Source organism: Carboxydocella sp. JDF658, from assembly GCF_002049395.1.
Classification (GTDB): Bacteria; Bacillota.
In genome coordinates this window covers 15,015-33,653 of the sequence record NZ_BDLR01000038.1, presented here as the reverse complement: position 1 = coordinate 33,653, position 18,639 = coordinate 15,015, and the positions used below count along the sequence as shown (strand labels likewise).

Genomic DNA, 18,639 nt, shown 5'->3' with positions numbered 1-18,639 from the left:
CCTCAGCCAGAAGTCCGTCAGTGGTTTCACTGACCAGTTTGCCCCAGTACTTGTCGGCAGGGCGGATTTCCACCTGGTCATCCTTGATGTAGATATATACCGGTTTGGCTGCTTTCCCTTCTACAATCACCATGTCATAGCCAGCAAATTTCAGTTCTGCGCCCCAGAAACCTCCGGAGTTAGAAGAGGCAATGGTATTGTTGAGGGGGGATTTGGTGACGACCATGTAACGTCCGGAAGTAGGAGCAGACGTACCGGTAAGCGGACCGGTAATGAAAAAGATTTTGTTAGCTTCACTCAAAGGATCGATACCAGCGGGAATTTCTTCGGCCAGCATGCGGCCCCCCAGGCCCCGGCCGCCGAGAAAGGCTCTGGCTTTCTCCACCGGCAGGGCTTCTGTTGTGATAGAGCCGGTAGTTAAATTGATGCGCAGGATTTTGCCTGCATAAGCGTTAGACACAAATACCCCTCCTCTACTCGAAATGTAGGTAAATATTTCGCCGTAGAGGCAGGTTTTTCCTGCCGGGTAAGTTTTCTTTTCTGCAATTTTCTTTTTCTTCAGTATAATCGTGAGACTTTCAGGCCCGTATGTAAGCTATACATAAGGTGAAACAACTACAAGCAACAAGAAGAGCTGCCCCGCAAGGGACAGCTCCATTATTTTGACTATCTCATCACCCCAGGGCAGCAAGCCTTTCCCTTAGCGCCTCTGCTTTTTCCCGGTACTCAGCCGCTCTTGCTTTTTCCTTTTCCACCACCGCTGCCGGGGCCCTGGCGACAAAGCTTTCATTGTTCAGCTTGGCTTCCACCCGGGCCAGATCTTCTTCCACTTTGGCCAGTTCCTTAGCCAGCCGCTCCTTCTCTTTCTCGATATCAATCAAGCCGGCCAGAGGCAGGTAGATTTCCACTCCCTTGGCTACTGCAGCCGCCGCTTGAGCCGGTTTCTCCTGCAGTGTCAACACCAGCTCCAGCTCACCGATACCGGCCAGTTGCTTGAGGTAACCCGCTCCTGCCTGCAACACCGCCAGATTTTCCTGCCGGTTGGCTGCCATGATGGCTGCAATCTGGCGGGAAGGGGGTACATTCATCTCCGCCCGGACATTGCGCACCGCCCGAATGGCTTCCATCAGTAATTCCATAGCTGCCTCCGCATCCGGGGCGTTGAATTCAGATTTAACCTGCGGCCAGGGGGCCAGCATGATGGTTTCGCCCTGATGGGGCAGAGCCTGCCAGATTTCCTCGGTGATAAAGGGCATGAAAGGATGTAACAGTTCCATGGTCCGGCTCAACACATACCAGAGGGTCCACTGGGCCGTAGCCCGGGAGCCAGGGGTTTCTTTCCCGTAAAGCCGGGGTTTGATCAATTCAATATACCAGTCACAGAATTCACTCCAGATGAAATCATAGAGAACCCGGGCCGCTTCCCCCAGTTCATAGCGACCCAGCTGCCGGGTTACTTCCTCAATAGTGTGATTGAGGCGGCTGAGAATCCAGCGATCAGCCAGGGCCAATTCCGGCTGCACTTCCTCCGGCTTGAAGTCCCCCAGGTTGAGCAGAGCAAAGCGGGCAGCATTCCAGATCTTGTTGGCAAAATTCCGGGTTCCTTCCAGGCGTTCCTGCTGGAAGCGCAGGTCATTACCGGGGGTATTGCCGGTAATCAGCATAAAGCGCAGGGTATCGGCTCCGTACTGGTCAATGATATCTATGGGATCAACCCCATTACCCAGGGATTTGGACATCTTCCGCCCCTGAGCATCCAGCACCAGCCCATGGATGAGAACTTCCTTGAAGGGCCGCTCCTGCATGAACTCGAGACCCATGAAAATCATGCGGGCCACCCAGAAGAAAATGATATCCCGGCCGGTGACCAGCACTGAAGTGGGATAGAAATGGGCCAGTTCCTCTGTCTGTTCCGGCCAGCCCATGGTGGAAAAGGGCCAGAGGGCGGAGCTGAACCAGGTATCCAGCACATCGGGGTCCTGTTCCAGGTTAGTGCTGCCACAGTGCGGACAGCTGGTGGGGTTTTCCTTGGCACAGATTTCTGCCCCACAATCCTGACAGTACCAGACGGGAATGCGGTGCCCCCACCAGAGCTGGCGGGAAATGCACCAGTCCCTGATGTTTTCCAGCCAGTTGATGTAGATTTTGGTGAAACGCTCCGGCACAAACCGCAGTTTCCCTTCCTGCACTACCTTGATGGCAGGTTCGGCCAGGGGCTTCATCTTGACAAACCACTGGGGTGAAACCATGGGTTCGATCACAGTATCACAGCGGTAGCAATGCCCAACGGCATGGGTATGGTCTTCCACTTTTACCAGGTAACCCTGGGCTTCCAGATCTTTGACTATCTGGGCCCGGCAGGCATAGCGTTCCATCCCCTGGTAAGGCCCGGCCTCTTCGTTCATCAAACCTTCTCTGGTCATGACAGTAATCTGGGGCAAATGGTGGCGCTGACCAATTTCAAAGTCATTCAGGTCATGGGCTGGCGTGATTTTCACCGCCCCGGTCCCAAATTCCTTTTCCACATATTCGTCAGCAATCACCGGAATTTCCCGACCCAGAATAGGCAGAATCAAGGTTTTGCCGATCAGGTGACGATAGCGCTCATCTTCCGGATGTACGGCTACGGCTACGTCCCCCAGCATGGTTTCGGGGCGGGTGGTGGCTACAATGATGCGTTCCTGGCTATCCTTGACCGGATAGGCAATGTGATAGAGCTTGCCGGCTGTCTCCTCGTGCTCCACTTCGATATCGGAAATGGTGGTCATGCACTTGGGACACCAGTTGATGATATAACTGCCCCGGTAAATGAGGCCTTTGTTATAGAGCTCCACAAACACATCCCTGACCGCTTTAGAGCAGCCTTCATCCATAGTAAAGCGTTCCCGCTGCCAGTCACAGGAAGCCCCCAGGCGGCGCAACTGTTTGGTAATGCGGTCACCATAAGTATTTTTCCAGTCCCAAACCCGTTCCAGAAATTTCTCCCGGCCCAGGTCATACTTGGACAAACCTTCTTTGGCCAGCTGTTCCTCCACTTTGGCCTGGGTAGCAATTCCGGCATGGTCAGTGCCCGGCATCCAGAGGGTATTGTAACCCTGCATCCGCTTCCAGCGGATGAGAATATCCTGCATGGTGTTATCCAGGGCATGGCCCATGTGCAGAGCCCCGGTCACATTGGGCGGGGGCATCACGATACTGAAAGGCTCTTTGTTTTTGTCAACCTCAGCATGAAAATAGCCCTTTTCCTCCCAGCGGGAATACCATTTGCTTTCCACTTCCTGGGGGTTATAGGTTGTAGGTAATTGGCCGCTTCTGGTTGCAGTGGTCATAATTGCTCTCCCCTCTATACGAATATGTTCTAAAAACAAAAGGCTCTTTCACCCCTAAGGGCGAAAGAGCCAGGCTTCCGCGGTACCACCTTAGTTTTTCCCTGCCGGAACAGCAGAGAAACCCTCTGCAGCTGTAACGGGCAGACCCGCTGCTGTCTACTTTTCTTCAACAGCAGAGCTCTGGGGCGACCTTCAGCGCATTCCCCCGGAAACCTTTCAGCCTGCGGGTTTCCTCTCTGTCGAGGTAGGCTCGCCTACTCCTCCCCATCATTGCCTTTCCCTGATTATGTACAATATTTTATGAAAAAGGAAATCTTTTGTCAACACACCCCAAAACGGGTATAATGAAAATGAGGGAGGGATGAGAATGGAACCGCAACAGGAAAAGCTATATACTGTTCAAGATTATCTGGACCTGGATGAAGGGGCACGGGTGGAACTGATCGGGGGCCGTTTTTATGCCATGGTTCCGGCTCCTTCGCGGCAGCATCAGAAGATTATTGGTAAACTCTTTTTAAATCTCGGTAATTACTTAACTAAAAAGGGCGGTCCCTGTGAGGTTTATCTTTCTCCCTTTGATGTTTATCTTTCCGAAAATGATGTAGTACAGCCTGACCTTACGGTAATCTGCGACCCAGCCAAATTAAGCAAACGCGGCTGTGAAGGTGCACCGGATCTGATCATTGAAGTAGTATCCCCTTCCAATGCCGCCATGGATTATGTGAAAAAACTTCACCTTTATCATCAGTTTAAGGTTAAAGAATACTGGATTGTCAACCCTCAAAGCCGCAAGCTAACCCGTTACCTGCTGAATGAGGACTACCAATATGGTGAGCCAGAAGTTTATACTGGCGGTACCATTACTTTCAGCCTTTTCCCCGATTTAGCCATTAACCTGGAGGAATTATTCGATGAATAGCTCTGAACTGTTTCTAACCTCCTTCCTGATCGGCTTTTCCGGAGCGATTATGCCCGGTCCCCTCTTGACCATGGTAATCAAAGAAAGCCTGAGCCGGGGCTGGCGTACCGCCCTGGCCCTGCCGGTCAGCCATGCTTTACTGGAGCTGGCCCTGTTAATAGGGTTATTGCTGGGGGTAGGCCAGCTGCTGGAACAAACACTGGTCAAAGGCATAATCGCCGTTATCGGCGGCCTGGTGCTGGCCTGGATGGGCTATGATATGCTGAAAAGCCAGCTTAATCCAGAACTGGCCGCCACGGTGGAAAGCAGCGCCCGAGTCAGACTCAGTCCCTGGCTGGCCGGCTCCTTAACTTCCGCCAGCAGCCCTTATTTCTGGCTCTGGTGGGCCACCATCGGCATGAGCTATATAGCCCTCAGCCGGCCTCTAGGCCCCTGGGGGATAGGCGCTTTTTATACCGGCCATATTGCTGCCGACCTGGTCTGGTATGGTGGGGTAATTCTGGCTCTCACCCATGGCCGGCGTTTACTGAGCCCGCGGCTTTATACCTGGATTATCCGCATCTGCGGTCTTTTCCTGATTTATATCAGCCTGACCTTTATCTATCAGGGCTGGGGCTGGTTACGCTAATTACTTTAAGCCGGCAAAATTGTTTTGCCGCAAAGCTTCATAAACTACTACCGCCACCGCATTGGAAAGATTGAGACTGCGGGCATCTTCCCGCATGGGCAGGCGAATGCGGTGATGGGGACGGGCTGCCAGCAATTCTGCCGGCAGCCCTTTGGTTTCCTTGCCAAAGAGGAGAAAATCCCCCGGCCGATAGCTGACTTCCGTATGCCAGACACTGCCCTTGGTGGTAGCCAGCCAGAGGGTTTTACCCCCGTGCACAGCCAGGAAATGCTCCAGGTTATCATAATGATGAACATCCAGCAGGTGCCAGTAATCCAGGCCCGCCCTTTTCAAGGAACGGTCATCCACGGAAAACCCCAGGGGATGAACCAGGTGCAGGCTAGCGCCGGTAGCAGCACAGGTACGGGCAATATTGCCGGTATTCTGGGGTATTTCCGGCTCGACCAGAACGATATTAAACATCCTTTTCCTCTCCTTGCATCTCCTTGAGCAAAGTCGGTTTGCGCAAATCAGCACAACCACACTCTCTGGCGGCAGGGGCTGCCGCCAGAGCTTCCAGTAATATGGCGCCTATACGCTGACTCTGGCCGTAGAACAGCTCCTTTAGCTCTTCATGCTCCCAATCCTTGATAATTCCTTCCGCATAATTGACCACCAGATCCACCCGGGCATAACAGGCGCCAATCTCCCGGGCCAGATACACCTCCGGACAGATGCTCTGTCCAATCACATCAGCCCCGGCCAGCTTTAAGAGCTGCACTTCCGCCGGGCTTTCAAAATGACGGCCATCAGTACAGGCATAGATAGAGCGATCAAACACCCGTCCGGCTGCGTATTTTTCCGCCGCCTGAACCAGTAGTCGACGCAATTCCGGACAGAGGGCCTGCCGCATTACCAGCAAATAACGGCCATCCAGTTCCACATCCTTGCGCATGGACTGGTCGATATAATCATTGGGTATTACTACATCCGCTGGCCGCAAGAGGTGATTGACTGACCCCACCCCTCCTTCGGCCAGCACTGTATGTACTCCAGCCTCCCGCAAGACCCAGAACACCTGGCGCGAAGCATCAGCCCGGCTCACTCCCCGCCGCCAGCCATGCATACGGCAGGTCAGCACTTTTTTCTCCCCCAGCTGGAAATAGGTAAAAGGCGGTGAACTGCCCCAGGGGGTAGCAAAAACCAGGTCTTCCGCAATAATCTCCAGGCCCGGCCAGGGCAAGTCCCGGGGAAAGGAGATGGAATTGGTACTGGAACCGCCAATTATAGCCCATTGTGCTACAGGTATATTAGCCAATCTGATTGCCTCCTTTGCTGGTAATTACCACTCAACTTATTATTTTAACCGTTCACCCCCAAAAAACAACCGTTTACCCCAAAATTTTTTCCGTTTACCCCCTTGTCAAACGTCGGTGAATGGTAGTAAAATAAAGGTGAACGGTAGATATTCCACCTTGAATGGTTGGGATAGATAGTGAGACCTACGCAGGGAGGGGTCGACATGGTTCAACAAACTGCCGCTGTGAAAAATCCTACCGGCTTGCACGCGCGGCCAGCCGCATTACTGATCCAGGCTGCCAGCCGTTTTAAAGCCGATATCCGACTGGCCAAAGGCGAAAAAGAGGTAGATGCCCGCAGCCTGATGGGCATCCTTACTTTAACCGCCCGGCCCGGTGATATTCTTACAGTGAAAGCTAGTGGTGAAGACGCAGCACAGGCCGTAGCAACCATCACAACTCTGGTCCAGTCTCCTTTAGATGAAATGTAAGCAGCAACAACCCAGCATTTATTTAACCAGACACCATTTACCCTAGCTTAAGGAGGCCTTGTCAAAAGACAAGGCCTCCTTTATTTCTAATCTCAAACCTCGAACTTCGTACCTCTATTTCCGCACCCACCAGTCCAGTCCCCGGTAGGGCTTTTGCACTTCCTTTAGCTGAACCCGGTTTTGCAGGAACTTCTGTTTCATTTCCACCAGCCAGTGATTGAAATGTTCCTTCAGCCCCTCAGGACTAAAACGGCTCTGCTGGCGGGACTCTCCCAGCTCCAGCCCTGCCTGACCTACAGTGCCGGTGCTCCCGCACAGCGGGCAAAGAAAAGCATCTGCCTGCTGCAGGCGAACATAGCCACTGCCGCAATCAGGACAGGCAAAAGGCGCCCGGGTAACTTCTCCTCCTGTTTGCAAAGCCCGGGCCAGCCGGTCCAGTTCCGCTACTACCTGCGGATTGGCCAATCCTTCTCCCGGCAAAGCGGCATGGACCAGCAAGCTTCCTACATGCTGGAAACGGAAAAGTTTGGGCAACATATCCACCACTTCCTGGGCATAGCCCATCCAGCCGGGAGCGCCATAGGTAGTAATAGTGACACAAGCCTTACCTGCATATTGTTCACTGTTGGCCCCCACTCCCAGCAAGCGGTCAGCAAATACCTTCAAGGAAGCATGGGGACCGAGGAAATAGACCGGAACTGCCAGCACGATGGCATCAGCCTGGCGGATTTCCTCCAGCACGAAATTAAGGTCATCAGGTAAGGGGCAGCTCTGCCCCGGTTCCAGGCATTTGTAACAGGCCCGGCAATATTCCAGTTTCAGCTCAGCCAGATTCAGCATCCGCTTTTCCACCTGAACCGGCAAACGGGATAAAATGTGTTTAACCATCAGTTCACTGTTGCCAAATCGCCGGGCAGTAGCTATAATTCCCAGCACTCTTTTCATGTTATTTCCCCCTTCTTCCCCTCTACCCAAACCGATGAATCTATCTCTCATTTTACTTCCGCTCCCGCTTGACCAGGTCGCATTCAACCATACCCTGGATACATTCATCACAGATGAATTCGCCGCATTCCTGACAGAGGCGAATATCCTCCGGATGCAAATCCAGACAGTCATAGCAGTAAGAGGTATCACAGTGTCGGCACAACAGGCCTTCTACCCCCTCCCGCTGACAGCGGTCACATACCGCAATCTTCATGTTTTCCCCCCTTAAACCTTCAGGCTGGTTACATTGCTATTATAGCACAGAACATGGTAAACTGGAAAGCGGAGGTGAAAAACCATGGCAACCCAACCGCGTATTCTTCTCTGTTCAGTTTCTATCGGCGCCGGCCATGACCTGGCCGCTCTGGCCATGGAGCAGGCTCTGGCCGAGCGCTTCCCCGGAGCAGTTTTTAAAACCATTGACACCTTCCGTTACATAAATCCTTTCTTGAATCAGGTAGTAAAAGGCAGCTATCTGGAAACCATCAAATTCACCCCTAAAGTCTGGGGCTATCTCTACCGTCAGGCTGAGGAAGGGGACAACTTCATCGACTTCAATTATATTTTGAATAAGCTTTTATCCCCCAAGCTGGCTAAGCTGGTGGAAGATTTTCGTCCTGACCTTATCATCGCTACCCATGCCTTCCCCTGTGGCATATTTTCGGTTTTAAAAGAAGAAGAAAAACTGGATATCCCTCTGATCGGGATTATTACCGATTATACTATCCACCCTTTCTGGCTCCACCCCCGGGTGGATCATTATGTCATCCCTAGCCCCCAACTGCTCAAGGTCATGCAAAAAAACGGCTTTACCGGCGAGCGGGTCTGGCCGCTGGGCATTCCGTTACGGCAGCAGTTTGCCCGACAGCGGAACAAACTCCAGCTGCGTCAACAACTGGGTCTTAGTCCTGACTTGCCTCTTATGCTTCTGTCCGGGGGCGGTTTTGGTCTGGGCGCACTGGAAGAAATTGCACAGATACTGCTGGCTTCAGGTTTGCAGGTGCAGATTGTTGCTATTACAGGCAAAAACGAAAAATTACGACGGAAACTGGAAGCCATGACTCCCGCCAGTATCCCTCTGCATGTTTATGGCTATGTGGAAAATATGCCCGATTTTCTGCAGGCTGCTGACCTGCTCATCTCCAAACCCGGTGGTTTGACTACAGCAGAGGCCCTGGCCTGCCGCCTGCCCCTGCTTATTGTCAATCCCATCCCTGGCCAGGAAGAACGCAATACCGTCTTTCTCCTCAATCACGGTGTAGCGCTGCTGGCTGCTGAAACCGAAGAAATTCCGGTGGTATTGGAACAATTCCTGGCCAATCCCCTGCGCCAGCGGCATATGGTGGAAATGGCCACCTACCTGGGTCGCCCCCGTGCAGCTGAGGAAATTGTGGAAAAGATCATCGCAAAAGGCTTTGTGAAAAAATAATCGCTTTTTTGTCTTGACTTGTCTGAAAATAAGATATTATACTAGAAGACAGAGTTTGTATCAAAAAAACAACATAAAATACATTGCACCGCCTGGCTGTTCCCACAGACGGTCGGTGCTTTCTCTTTTTTTAAACTTTAATTGGAAAGGAGTGTAAATTGTGTCAAGTGACTGGCTAGTTTCCATTTTTTTCTTTGCAATTGGGCTCTGGTTGGCTGGTGGCCTACTATCTTTAATCACTCAGCGCAAACCAACCCTCTCCCACAGACTGGGTGCCATTTCGGCTTTGCTGTCTTCTTCAACTTTACTGGTGCTGGCACTTATCACCATCAGTTCTGGTCTGGAAGTACAGCTTAGTCGAGCCGGTTTGTTTCTCCTGGCTTCTTTCAGCTGGTACCTGGATCCTGTGGGAGGCTTTTTTCTGCTACTCATCGGCCTGGGTAGTACCCTGGCTTCCTGGTATGGCCTGGGCTACTGCCAGGAATACCTGGAACATAAACCCATTGGTACCCTCTGGTTCTGTTTTAATCTTTTCCTGGCCAGCCTGGCTTTAGTAGTTACCGCCGGCAATGGTCTACTCTTCCTGTTAAGCTGGGAATTGATGTCCCTTTTCTCCTATTTTCTGGTGGTGTTTGAATATGACCGCCAGAATGTGCGGAAAGCCGGTTTTGTCTACCTGGTTATGACTCATATTGGCACAGCCTTTATTACCGCTGCCTTTTTGCTTTTCTATAAAACCAGCAACAGCTGGGAATTTGCCCACTGGTCACAAGCACAGCTCAGTCCCAGTCTTATGACTCTGGTTTTCCTCTTTGGCTTAGTTGGCTTTGGGACTAAAGCCGGTCTAGTCCCCCTGCACATCTGGTTACCCCGGGCCCATCCGGTAGCCCCCAGCCATATGTCGGCCCTGATGTCAGGGGTGATGGTCAAACTGGCTGTTTATGGGTTTTACCGCCTGGCCTGGGAATGGCTGCCCGCCCAGCCTTCCCTTTTCCTGAGCCTGCTGGTACTGAGTCTCGGGGCTGTCTCAGCCCTGCTGGCTATGCTCTTCGCTCTGGGCTGCCGGGACCTCAAACAGTTACTGGCCTTTTCCACTATTGAAAATGTCGGTATCATTTTCCTGGCGCTGGGCACAGCCTTAACTGCCCGCAGTTCAGGTCAGACCCAGCTGGCTGAGCTGGCCTTAGGAGCGGCCTTATTGCATGCCCTTAACCATGCTGTAATGAAGTCCCTGGCCTTTTTCGGAGCTGGTGCCGTGCTTTATCGTACCCATACCAAAAATCTCGATGAACTGGGGGGGCTGGCCAAACTGATGCCCTGGACCGGAGTTACCTTTTTCCTGGCCGTTGCGGCATTAAGCGCTCTGCCCCCTCTCAACGGTTTTTATGGTGAATGGCAAATTTATCGGGCCTTGTTGCAGCTGAACTCTACCCTGCAGCCACAAGGAGCGATTGCCGTCTTCGCTACCCTGGCAGCAGTGGCCCTGGCCTTTACCGGTGCTCTAGCTCTGGCTGCCCTGAGCAAAGCCTATGCCGGTGCTTTTCTAGCCACTCCCCGCAGTGAAAAAGCGGCCCATGCCAGCGAAGTCCCGGCCGCCATGCGCTTGCCTATGGCTCTGGCTGCCCTGCTCTTGCTGGTCCTGGGCCTGAGCGGGCCGCAGGTCTACCACTGGTTACTGGGACAGGTACTGGCAGTCAACAGCCCCGTTCCTGCTGGCAGTTTGCTGCTGGTAAGCGGACAGTTACTCCTGCTGGGCCTCTTGTTGTTCCTGGGCCTTAGGGCCCTCAACAATTTGCCGGTGCGGCAGGCTCCTACCTGGGGCTGTGGTATCGAGCTAACCCCGCGCATGGAATATAGCGCCAGTGGCATCACCATGCCTTTGGCCTTCCTCTTCCGCCGCTGGACTTTCGCGGCCCGGGTGGAAGACCATCTCTATCGCCCCCTCTGGGATAAGGTGATGGTGGTAGTCGATCAACTGCGCAGCGTACAAACCGGTCGATTGCAGACTTATCTGGCCTATATGCTGATTACTCTGGTCATTCTCTTGATCTGGGTAAATTAGGGAGGAGAGAAAGTTGTTCCAAGCATTGCAAGGTATATGCCAATCTCTGGCCCTGTTCTTTCTGGCTCCCCTCTTACTGGGCAGTATCAAAAAGCAAAAAGCCTTCTGGCAAAACCGCCAGGGCCCTGGTTTACTACAGCCCTACCGGGATTTTCACAAGTTCTTGCGCAAAGAACCAGTGGTTGCACAACCAACTTCCTGGATTTCCCGGATTGCACCTTATGGGGTTTTATTGCTCACCATCGCCGCTTTCTGGTTTATTCCCCTGGGCAAATGGCCGGCAGCAACTGCCGGCTGGGCTGACTGGCTGGTATTACTCTATCTTCTGGCCGCATTGCGGTTATTGCTGGTACTGGCCGGGCTGGATAGTGCCAGCGCCTTTGGGGGTGAAGGTTCCAGCCGGGAGCTGTTTATTTCCACTCTGGTGGAACCGGCCCTCTTTTTGATCCTGCTCACCGTCAGTCTCTCTGCCGGCAGCCAGGATCTGGGGCAAATCAGCAATTTCATGCGTCAGCAAGGGCTGGCCGCTTTCAGCCCCGCCTATTTCCTGGGCTTACTCAGCCTGTTAATCGTTACCATTGCCGAAACCGGACGAATCCCGGTGGACAACCCTGATACCCACCTGGAGCTAACCATGGTCCATGAAGGTATGCTGCTGGAATTTGGCGGTAAATATCTGGGCATGCTGCACTGGGCCGCAGCAGCCAAGGAAGTTTTGATCCTCTCCCTGGTGATCGCCCTCTATCTCCCCTGGACCCCTGCCTGGGCGGGACCAGCCGGCTGGCTAGCCGACCTGTTTTTCTTTTTATTAAAATTGTTCGCCCTGGGCTCCTTGCTGGCTGTCATCGAAACTGCCCTGGCCAAGTTACGCATCTTCCGGGTCCCCGATTTGCTGGGTGCTGCCTTTCTGCTGGCACTGCTGGCCAATCTCAGCCATTATGTGATAGGGGGTTAAGGTAATGGATTTTTCCCAGAGTTTAACCATGTTATTGCTAACCGCCTCCTTGCTGTTGATTATTACCCGTCATTTGGCCCGGGCAGTACATCTCTTGACTCTGCAATCCCTGGCCTTAGCTGCCCTGGCCGCCTTCTGGGGTTACAGTTTTGCCAACCACGAACTCTACTGGGCTGCTGTGCTAACGTTAGTGGTCAAGGGGCTCGTTACCCCCTGGGTATTATTGCGGTTATTAAAAGCGATCAAAGTGAAAAAGGAAATGGAAATGACCCTGCCCATGCGGTTAAATCTCATTCTGGCCCTGCTTTTAATCCTGGTTGCTTACCGGGTGGCGATACCGCTTAAAGCCCTTGCCACCTTACCTGTACCTCATAGTTTGCCTGTAGCTATTGCCATGATTATGTTAGGGTTGTTGCTGATGATCACCCGCAAAAAAGCTTTAACCCAGATTATCGGGTTGATTACTATGGAAAATGGTCTATATCTTTCGGCCATTACCGCCACCGGTGGCATGCCCCTGGTAGTGGAGCTGGGGATTTTCTTTGACCTGCTGGTCGGTGTAATCCTGCTGGGCATCTTTGCCTACCGAATTAATCAGACTTTTGATACCCTCAATACCGATACACTACAAAGCTTGAAGGGATGATTCGGCATGCTCCCACTCGGACTGATCCTCATACCTCTCTTAAGCGGACTGATTTCCTGGCTTCTGCCCCAGCCCCGCTGGAGTGCCTGGGCTAATGTGGCCGGAGCTACCCTGACTCTGGGCTGGGGCTGGTATCTGGCCTTACCGCTGTTTTTGTCCGGACAAACCTATACCGGTGCTAAAGACTTCTTCTACCTGGATAGCCTCAGCGCCCTCCTGCTGTTACTGGTGGTGACTATCGGTTTTGTAACCGCTCTCTATTCAGTTGGCTATTTACAGGCCGATCTGACCCATAAGCAAATTAACCAGCAGCAGTATCGCCGTTATTTTCTCTGGTTTCATTTATTTATCATGACCATGAACCTGACGCTGATAGTTAATAACCTGGGCATTATGTGGGTGGCAATTGAGGCCACTACCCTGGCCTCAGCAGTACTGGTAGGTCTGTATAACCAGAAAACCAGCCTGGAAGCAGCCTGGAAGTATCTTATCCTCTGCACAGTCGGTATAACCTTTGCTCTTTTCGGTTTAATTCTGGTCTTTTATGCCGCCGGGCATACCGCAGGCAATGAACAATCAGCTCTCAACTATACCGTTTTGCTTCAGGTAGTAAAAGAGTTTGATCCGCAATTACTCAAACTGGCCTTTATCTTTATTCTGGTCGGCTATGGTACCAAAATGGGGCTAGCCCCCATGCACAACTGGCTCCCTGATGCCCACAGCCAGGCTCCTTCCCCGGTCAGTGCCGTGCTGTCAGGGGTACTGCTCAACTGTGCTTTCTATGGGATTTTGCGCTTCTTTATCCTGGTCAACACCAGGGTAGATGGTCAATTCGCCCCCGGTTTACTGGTAATCTTCGGGCTGATCAGTCTGGGAATTTCCGTTCCCTTTATTTTGATGCAATATGACTTAAAACGCCTGTTAGCCTATTCCAGTGTAGAACATATGGGAATAATCACTCTCGCCGTAGGTCTGGGCGGCAAATGGGGACTGTTAGGCGGACTCTTGCATCTCATCAATCATTCATTTACTAAATCTTTCCTGTTTATGTTGAGTGGCAATGTGGTGCATAAATACCATACCAGGACCCTGGCCCGCATCAAAGGACTATTGCAAACCATGCCAGTCAGTGGCCCCTTGCTGGTTATCGGCCTCTTTGCCATCGCAGGAGCGCCTCCTTTCAGTATTTTTATCAGTGAACTGACCATCCTGACCGAAGCCTTCCAGCAAGGTCGCTGGTGGGTAGCCGGGTTACTCTTTTTCTTCCTGGCCCTGGTCTTTGCCGGTATGCTCTACCATGGCGGCAAAATGCTGCTTAGCAATAAAAGCAGCCGCCAGCGCCAGGGTGAAGGCAGCCACTGGCAGCTCTGGCCCCTCTTGCTGCCTTTGACTGCCATCCTGGTTCTGGGCATCTATCAACCTCCCCGGTTAGTGCATGCTCTGCAACAAGTGGCGGCAATTATCAGTCCCGGAGGTGCATATTAATGGTGGAATACCAGGAAGTCAGTTTAGAGAATTTGCGCTCGGAAGCACACCGATTATATCGCCAGCAGGGTGGGCGCCTGGTTACCATGATCGGGACCGATGAGCGGGAAAAGGATGGTTATTTTCGCCTCTATTATGTTTTCTCCCTGCCGGCCGAGCAGCGCCATCTGGCTCTGGTAGCCAGGGCCAACCCTGAACAACCCGAGTTCCCGGCCTTAACCCCAGTCCTGCCAGCAGCCCACTGGTATGAGCGGGAAGTCCAGGACCTGCTGGGTCTTACCCCACTGGAACATCCTGATCCGCGGCCCCTGGTTCTGCATGAGATGTGGCCGGAAGGGGTTTACCCCCTGCGTAAGGACTATAATGGCTGGCGTCCCTCCCATCACCATCCCGGCCGCCAGCACCCATTCCCCCGGATTGATGAGCCCGGGGTATTTGAAGTCCCGGTTGGGCCAATTCATGCCGGGATTATTGAACCTGGTCATTTCCGCTTCAGTGTGAATGGCGAATATATCCACCATCTGGAACCGCGCCTGTTCTATACTCATCGCGGTCTGGAGAAGCTGGCAGAAGGGAAAACTGTAGAATGGGGTCTGGCCTTAGCTGAAAGGATCTGTGCCGTTTGTGCATTCAGCCATTCGGTAGCTTACAGCCAGGCTGTTGAAAAGATGAGCGGAACCGACGTGCCCCTGCGGGCTCAGTTTATCCGTACCATTCTGGTGGAGCTGGAGCGGTTGTATAACCATATCGGTGACCTGAGTAACCTTTGCGCCGGTACCGGCCTGGCCTTTGGTGTCAGCCAGCTGGCCCGTCTGAAAGAGCGCCTGCTGCAATTGAATGAAGCCCTGACCGGCAACCGCTATTTACGGGATTTTAATGCTCTCGGTGGAGTTAAACAGGACTGGGATCAAGCTACCATTAACCTGATCGCCCAAACAGTTACTGAGGTTTTTGAAGAATACGAAAAAATAATCGCCATCATCGATAACCATGATTTCCACCTGGAACGACTGGCTAATACCGGTATTTTATCCACTGTTGTTGCCCAGAATCTGGGGGCAGTAGGGGTAGCTGCCCGGGCCGCCGGTGTAGACCGGGATGTACGCCGGGACCATCCCCATCTTGCTTATAGCTCCCTGCCCCTGGAGGTTCCGGTACTGAGTAAAGGGGATGTGGAAGCCCGTTACCGTATCCGCCAGGCGGAAATTGAGGTATCAGTCTCCCTGATTCAATCTGCCCTGGACCAGTTACCTGCCGGGCCTGTTCGCACCGCCCTGGCTCCCCTGCCTGCCTGGGGCCAGGGGCTGGGTTATGCCGAAAGCGCCCGCGGCGATGACTATCACTGGCTGATGCTGGACGACAGGGGCCTGATCTATCGTTACCGCATCCGCAGTGCCAGTTACTGTAACTGGCCGGCAGTGGCCCAGGCGGTCCCCGGCAACATGATTCCCGATTTTCCCCTGATCAATAAAAGCTTTGAACTCTGTTACTCCTGTTGTGACCGTTAGGAGGGTAGGAGCATGTTCAATATCTTTCGCAAAAGCCTGGCTACCGGCCGGGTCACAACCCCTTATCCCGCTCAACCAGACACTCCGGCAGCCGCCTTTCGCGGTGCGCCTCAGCTGGCACCTGAATTCTGTCAGCAATGCGGTGCTTGCATCCGGGCCTGCCCTAGTGGGGCGCTGACCACAGAATACCTGGACCTGGGCTTCTGTCATTTTTGCGGTCGCTGTGCCGAAGCCTGCCCCCACGGGGCAATAACCATGAGCAAGGACTTTGAGCTGGCAGTACGGCAACGTTCTCTGCTCCTGCGCCAGATACCGGCTACTGTCAGTGTGGAGGAAATAGGGGCAGAGCTGCAGCGAACCATCAACCGTCTTTTTGGTCATTCTATGCATATCCGCCATGTGGACAGCGGTTCCTGCAATGGCTGTGACTGGGAAATGGTGGCCCTGACCGGTCCGGTCTATGACCTGCAGCGCTTTGGCCTGGATTTTGTCGCCTCCCCCCGCCATGCTGATTGCCTGATGGTCACCGGCTGCCCTTCTCTCCATCTGGTCCAGGCCCTGGAAAAAACCTATGAGGCCGCACCCAATCCCAGGCTGGTGGTAGCTGTTGGCACCTGTGCTATCTCTGGCGGCATGTTTGCTGACAGCTATGCTGTGCTGGGTGGAGCCGATAAAGTGGTCCCGGTGGATTTATATATCCCCGGCTGTCCCCCCCGGCCCCAGGCCTTGCTCTATGGTTTGTTGAAGCTTTTGAACCGACTTGGATAGTCAAAAAGCCATTGACGCAAGTCAATGGCTTTTTTGGTAGCGTTCCCTGGCCAGCAATGCTGCTCCTAATGCTCCAATCAAGTGCGGTTCCAGCGGCACATCAACCGGTTTACCCAGGAATTCCGCCAGCATTTTCTGCATACCTCTCAGTCTGGCAACTCCGCCAGTAAAAGTAACTCTGTTAAAAGGCTCCATTGCTGCAACCAGACCGGTTATCCTGCTGGTTATGGCTCGAAATACTCCCCAAATAATCCTCTCTCTGGCAATGCCTGCTGTCATCAGGCCGATAATCTCTGATTCGGCAAAAACAGCACACATACTATTAATTGCCACTGGCTCCACCGTTTTTATGCCATGAATTTGTTCTATTTCCATTCCCAAATTAGCAACAATCATTTGCAAAAAGCGACCCGTCCCGGCAGCACATTTATCATTCATAACAAAGTTCAAAACTTTGCCATGGGGGTTAATTTTAATTGCCTTACTATCCTGACCACCAATATCTATCACCAGGTCATTCTGAGGATATAAAAAACTGGCACCTTTCCCATGACAGGTAATTTCAGTTATTGCTTCATGGATAAACGGGAGCACAGTACGACCATATCCTGTGCCAATAATATATTTCAGGTCATTTCTGTCAATTCTGGCTTGTTCAACTGCTTTTTCCAATACTGTTTCACCAAAAACCTGTGGTTGCCAGCTAGTTGGAAGCATTGCCCGGGCTAAAATTTCCCCTGTCTGGTTTATAATTATAGCCTTTACCATAGTTGAGCCGACATCTACACCAGCAAAATACATTTATTGCCCCACCATTTCCAAAAATGCCTGAATACGGTTTTGCAGAATTGGTAAATCTTCTTCACTATAATCGCTCTCAATTTTGAGTACCGGTATTTCCGCTGCCTGTAAGGCCCGTTCAATTTTATAATATTCAATACTATAAGGATGACAGAATTGCAGGTTATAATAAATCACACCATCAATTTTATACTCCTCAACCAAACGCAAAATATCATTTATCCTTTCATTATTGGGCGTAAAGCAGGCACAATTTATTTTCATTGCTCGCATTGCAATCTGTTTTAATTGTTCAGATATAGTTTGCCCTTCCTCAGTCAGTTGTTCAAAATACCTGGTACCAGTGCAGGTTTCCTCACATACCACTACTCCACCACAGCTTTCTATAATATCATGTATTTTCCAGTTAGGAATCGGCATCGGACTCCCGGTAATCAATATCCTCGGAGTACCTTGAGGCACTACTCCTATTCCTTCTTTTACTCTTTCTTCCAGTTCATCACATAACTCCGATACTTTAGCACTAAAACGCTCCGGATCATCAAAGAAAGCGAGCTGGGTAATCAATAAGGCATCTTTACCGGAGATCGGTACAGGGTCAGCTTTGCGCAAATCGTATAGCCGTCGTAATACTTTTCTTCTATTATTAACTTTAGCAACTGCCTGACTTAAACTTTCAAAATCTACCGCTTTTCCGGTTTCAGTCTCCAACTTTTGCAATAGTCGGTTTACTTCGGCCTCCCAAAGATCGTAATCCTCTTTTTCTTTTCGTTGGGGCAATTCCATAACATAAGTAGGTATAAAGTCGTTTAAGATTTCCCACGCTTTTTTCTTACCATCACAAGTAGTTTCCCCGATGACAAAATCAGCTACCTGAAAATAGGGGCATATACTGTCCAGTTTGAAACCGATGCTGGCTTTAATCAATGGGCATATGCTTCTCGGTAATACTTTTTCACCAGTAGCTACCGGAAACTGTGCTCCTGCACATAAACCTATGCTGACAGCATCAACAGCTAAAATCAATTCTTCAGGTACAAATACACAAAATGAGGCTACTACTTTTCCACCTTTTAGTTTATGATCCACCAATTCTTTTACCCTCAAACCATGTACTTCACTGATAACAAAATCAAAATATTGCATGGCTTGCGGCCTATTGAACTGATTAATAAAAGTCTTTTCATAAAGTTCCGGCAAAGCTGCCAGAAATTGATCATGTTTCTCCAAATCAATCCCCAGTTCAGCCCACATTGCGCGCCAGTCATTACTCATATAATCCTCTCCTTTGTATTTTTTTCCTTTATCCTTTTCTCGTTTATATATATAACTTCCTGTTTTGATAAGTATAAAA

General features: G+C 51.6%; 18 protein-coding genes and 1 other annotated feature. Of the genes, 10 read left to right on the top strand and 8 right to left on the bottom strand.

Features of this window, described 5'->3' with window-relative positions; genetic code table 11:
* Together JDF658_RS07545 and JDF658_RS07540 are read right to left on the bottom strand one after the other, a co-directional pair.
* Window positions 1-460: aldehyde ferredoxin oxidoreductase N-terminal domain-containing protein (locus JDF658_RS07545; protein ID WP_278308014.1), on the bottom strand; the 460-nt coding region annotated here is incomplete at its 3' end.
* A gap of 214 nt (window positions 461-674) precedes the next feature.
* On the bottom strand, window positions 675-3,329 hold the full coding sequence (locus JDF658_RS07540) for a valine--tRNA ligase (protein ID WP_079907035.1): 2,655 nt from the start codon (window positions 3,327-3,329) through the stop codon (window positions 675-677).
* Window positions 3,330-3,382: 53 nt separating this feature from the next.
* Window positions 3,383-3,609 (bottom strand) — a binding site (T-box leader).
* 87 nt (window positions 3,610-3,696) lie between these two features.
* Between JDF658_RS07540 and JDF658_RS07535 the strand changes: the two genes are divergently transcribed.
* Together JDF658_RS07535 and JDF658_RS07530 are read left to right on the top strand one after the other, a co-directional pair.
* Window positions 3,697-4,248 (top strand): Uma2 family endonuclease, encoded by a 552-nt coding sequence (locus JDF658_RS07535; protein WP_079907034.1) that lies wholly within the window; start codon window positions 3,697-3,699, stop codon window positions 4,246-4,248.
* Window positions 4,241-4,876 (top strand): LysE family transporter, encoded by a 636-nt coding sequence (locus JDF658_RS07530; RefSeq protein ID WP_078666581.1) that lies wholly within the window; start codon window positions 4,241-4,243, stop codon window positions 4,874-4,876. The genes JDF658_RS07535 and JDF658_RS07530 overlap by 8 nt, the downstream gene beginning before the upstream one ends.
* On the opposite strand, the gene trmL is transcribed toward JDF658_RS07530, so the two are convergent.
* Together trmL and JDF658_RS07520 are read right to left on the bottom strand one after the other, a co-directional pair.
* Window positions 4,877-5,338, bottom strand: coding sequence for a tRNA (uridine(34)/cytosine(34)/5-carboxymethylaminomethyluridine(34)-2'-O)-methyltransferase TrmL (gene trmL / locus JDF658_RS07525; protein ID WP_078666580.1), 462 nt, complete (start codon window positions 5,336-5,338; stop codon window positions 4,877-4,879). It lies immediately after the preceding gene.
* Complete coding sequence (locus JDF658_RS07520; RefSeq protein ID WP_107754078.1) at window positions 5,331-6,179, bottom strand: MTAP family purine nucleoside phosphorylase; 849 nt, start codon at window positions 6,177-6,179, stop codon at window positions 5,331-5,333. The genes trmL and JDF658_RS07520 overlap by 8 nt, the downstream gene beginning before the upstream one ends.
* A 198-nt stretch (window positions 6,180-6,377) precedes the next feature.
* On the opposite strand from JDF658_RS07520, the gene JDF658_RS07515 reads away from it, so the two are divergent.
* Window positions 6,378-6,644 carry an HPr family phosphocarrier protein gene (locus JDF658_RS07515; RefSeq protein ID WP_078666578.1) on the top strand — a complete coding sequence of 89 codons (267 nt, stop codon included), beginning with the start codon at window positions 6,378-6,380 and terminating at the stop codon, window positions 6,642-6,644.
* A 114-nt stretch (window positions 6,645-6,758) separates the two neighbouring features.
* On the opposite strand, the gene JDF658_RS07510 is transcribed toward JDF658_RS07515, so the two are convergent.
* Window positions 6,759-7,589 (bottom strand): flavodoxin family protein, encoded by an 831-nt coding sequence (locus tag JDF658_RS07510; protein ID WP_159071951.1) that lies wholly within the window; start codon window positions 7,587-7,589, stop codon window positions 6,759-6,761.
* Between the two features lie 52 nt (window positions 7,590-7,641).
* Window positions 7,642-7,845: a hypothetical protein gene (locus tag JDF658_RS14420; protein WP_159071952.1), complete on the bottom strand. Its 204-nt coding sequence runs from the start codon at window positions 7,843-7,845 to the stop codon at window positions 7,642-7,644.
* 84 nt (window positions 7,846-7,929) lie between these two features.
* Between JDF658_RS14420 and JDF658_RS07505 the strand changes: the two genes are divergently transcribed.
* The 7 genes from JDF658_RS07505 to nuoB all read left to right on the top strand — a co-directional run bounded on the left by JDF658_RS07505 (window position 7,930) and on the right by nuoB (window position 16,484).
* Window positions 7,930-9,060, top strand: coding sequence for a glycosyltransferase (locus tag JDF658_RS07505; RefSeq protein ID WP_078666576.1), 1,131 nt, complete (start codon window positions 7,930-7,932; stop codon window positions 9,058-9,060).
* Window positions 9,061-9,220: 160 nt separating this feature from the next.
* The gene (locus JDF658_RS07500) at window positions 9,221-11,122 is read left to right on the top strand and encodes a proton-conducting transporter membrane subunit (RefSeq protein WP_079907032.1); all 1,902 of its coding nucleotides are present in this window, start codon (window positions 9,221-9,223) and stop codon (window positions 11,120-11,122) included.
* A 13-nt stretch (window positions 11,123-11,135) separates the two neighbouring features.
* Complete coding sequence (locus tag JDF658_RS07495) at window positions 11,136-12,077, top strand: respiratory chain complex I subunit 1 family protein (RefSeq protein ID WP_107758373.1); 942 nt, start codon at window positions 11,136-11,138, stop codon at window positions 12,075-12,077.
* Window positions 12,078-12,081: 4 nt separating this feature from the next.
* The gene (locus JDF658_RS07490; protein WP_078666573.1) at window positions 12,082-12,723 is read left to right on the top strand and encodes an NADH-quinone oxidoreductase subunit K; all 642 of its coding nucleotides are present in this window, start codon (window positions 12,082-12,084) and stop codon (window positions 12,721-12,723) included.
* 6 nt (window positions 12,724-12,729) lie between these two features.
* Window positions 12,730-14,208, top strand: coding sequence for a hydrogenase 4 subunit F (locus JDF658_RS07485; protein WP_078666572.1), 1,479 nt, complete (start codon window positions 12,730-12,732; stop codon window positions 14,206-14,208).
* Window positions 14,208-15,716: an NADH-quinone oxidoreductase subunit C gene (locus tag JDF658_RS07480; RefSeq protein WP_079907031.1), complete on the top strand. Its 1,509-nt coding sequence runs from the start codon at window positions 14,208-14,210 to the stop codon at window positions 15,714-15,716. Before JDF658_RS07485 ends, JDF658_RS07480 begins: the two co-directional genes overlap by 1 nt.
* Before the next feature lie 12 nt (window positions 15,717-15,728).
* The gene (gene nuoB, locus JDF658_RS07475) at window positions 15,729-16,484 is read left to right on the top strand and encodes an NADH-quinone oxidoreductase subunit NuoB (RefSeq protein ID WP_079907029.1); all 756 of its coding nucleotides are present in this window, start codon (window positions 15,729-15,731) and stop codon (window positions 16,482-16,484) included.
* A gap of 21 nt (window positions 16,485-16,505) precedes the next feature.
* Here the strand turns inward: nuoB and JDF658_RS07470 are convergent, their stop codons facing one another.
* A complete protein-coding gene (locus tag JDF658_RS07470; protein ID WP_079907028.1) occupies window positions 16,506-17,285 on the bottom strand; it encodes an acyl-CoA dehydratase activase in 780 nt (259 codons plus the stop codon).
* Window positions 17,286-18,560: a double-cubane-cluster-containing anaerobic reductase gene (locus JDF658_RS07465; RefSeq protein WP_079907026.1), complete on the bottom strand. Its 1,275-nt coding sequence runs from the start codon at window positions 18,558-18,560 to the stop codon at window positions 17,286-17,288. It lies immediately after the preceding gene.
* Between the last annotated feature and the right edge of the window lie 79 nt (window positions 18,561-18,639).

Bases quoted from the DNA above. Each gene is read 5' to 3' on its own strand.
- JDF658_RS07540 (WP_079907035.1), bottom strand. From the start codon at position 3,329: ATGACCACTGCAACCAGAAGCGGCCAATTACCTACAACCTATAACCCC.
- JDF658_RS07535 (WP_079907034.1), top strand. From the start codon at position 3,697: ATGGAACCGCAACAGGAAAAGCTATATACTGTTCAAGATTATCTGGAC.
- JDF658_RS07530 (WP_078666581.1), top strand. From the start codon at position 4,241: ATGAATAGCTCTGAACTGTTTCTAACCTCCTTCCTGATCGGCTTTTCC.
- trmL (WP_078666580.1), bottom strand. From the start codon at position 5,338: ATGTTTAATATCGTTCTGGTCGAGCCGGAAATACCCCAGAATACCGGC.
- JDF658_RS07515 (WP_078666578.1), top strand. From the start codon at position 6,378: ATGGTTCAACAAACTGCCGCTGTGAAAAATCCTACCGGCTTGCACGCG.
- JDF658_RS07510 (WP_159071951.1), bottom strand. From the start codon at position 7,589: ATGAAAAGAGTGCTGGGAATTATAGCTACTGCCCGGCGATTTGGCAAC.
- JDF658_RS14420 (WP_159071952.1), bottom strand. From the start codon at position 7,845: ATGAAGATTGCGGTATGTGACCGCTGTCAGCGGGAGGGGGTAGAAGGC.
- JDF658_RS07505 (WP_078666576.1), top strand. From the start codon at position 7,930: ATGGCAACCCAACCGCGTATTCTTCTCTGTTCAGTTTCTATCGGCGCC.
- JDF658_RS07490 (WP_078666573.1), top strand. From the start codon at position 12,082: ATGGATTTTTCCCAGAGTTTAACCATGTTATTGCTAACCGCCTCCTTG.
- JDF658_RS07485 (WP_078666572.1), top strand. From the start codon at position 12,730: ATGCTCCCACTCGGACTGATCCTCATACCTCTCTTAAGCGGACTGATT.
- JDF658_RS07480 (WP_079907031.1), top strand. From the start codon at position 14,208: ATGGTGGAATACCAGGAAGTCAGTTTAGAGAATTTGCGCTCGGAAGCA.
- nuoB (WP_079907029.1), top strand. From the start codon at position 15,729: ATGTTCAATATCTTTCGCAAAAGCCTGGCTACCGGCCGGGTCACAACC.
- JDF658_RS07470 (WP_079907028.1), bottom strand. From the start codon at position 17,285: ATGTATTTTGCTGGTGTAGATGTCGGCTCAACTATGGTAAAGGCTATA.
- JDF658_RS07465 (WP_079907026.1), bottom strand. From the start codon at position 18,560: ATGAGTAATGACTGGCGCGCAATGTGGGCTGAACTGGGGATTGATTTG.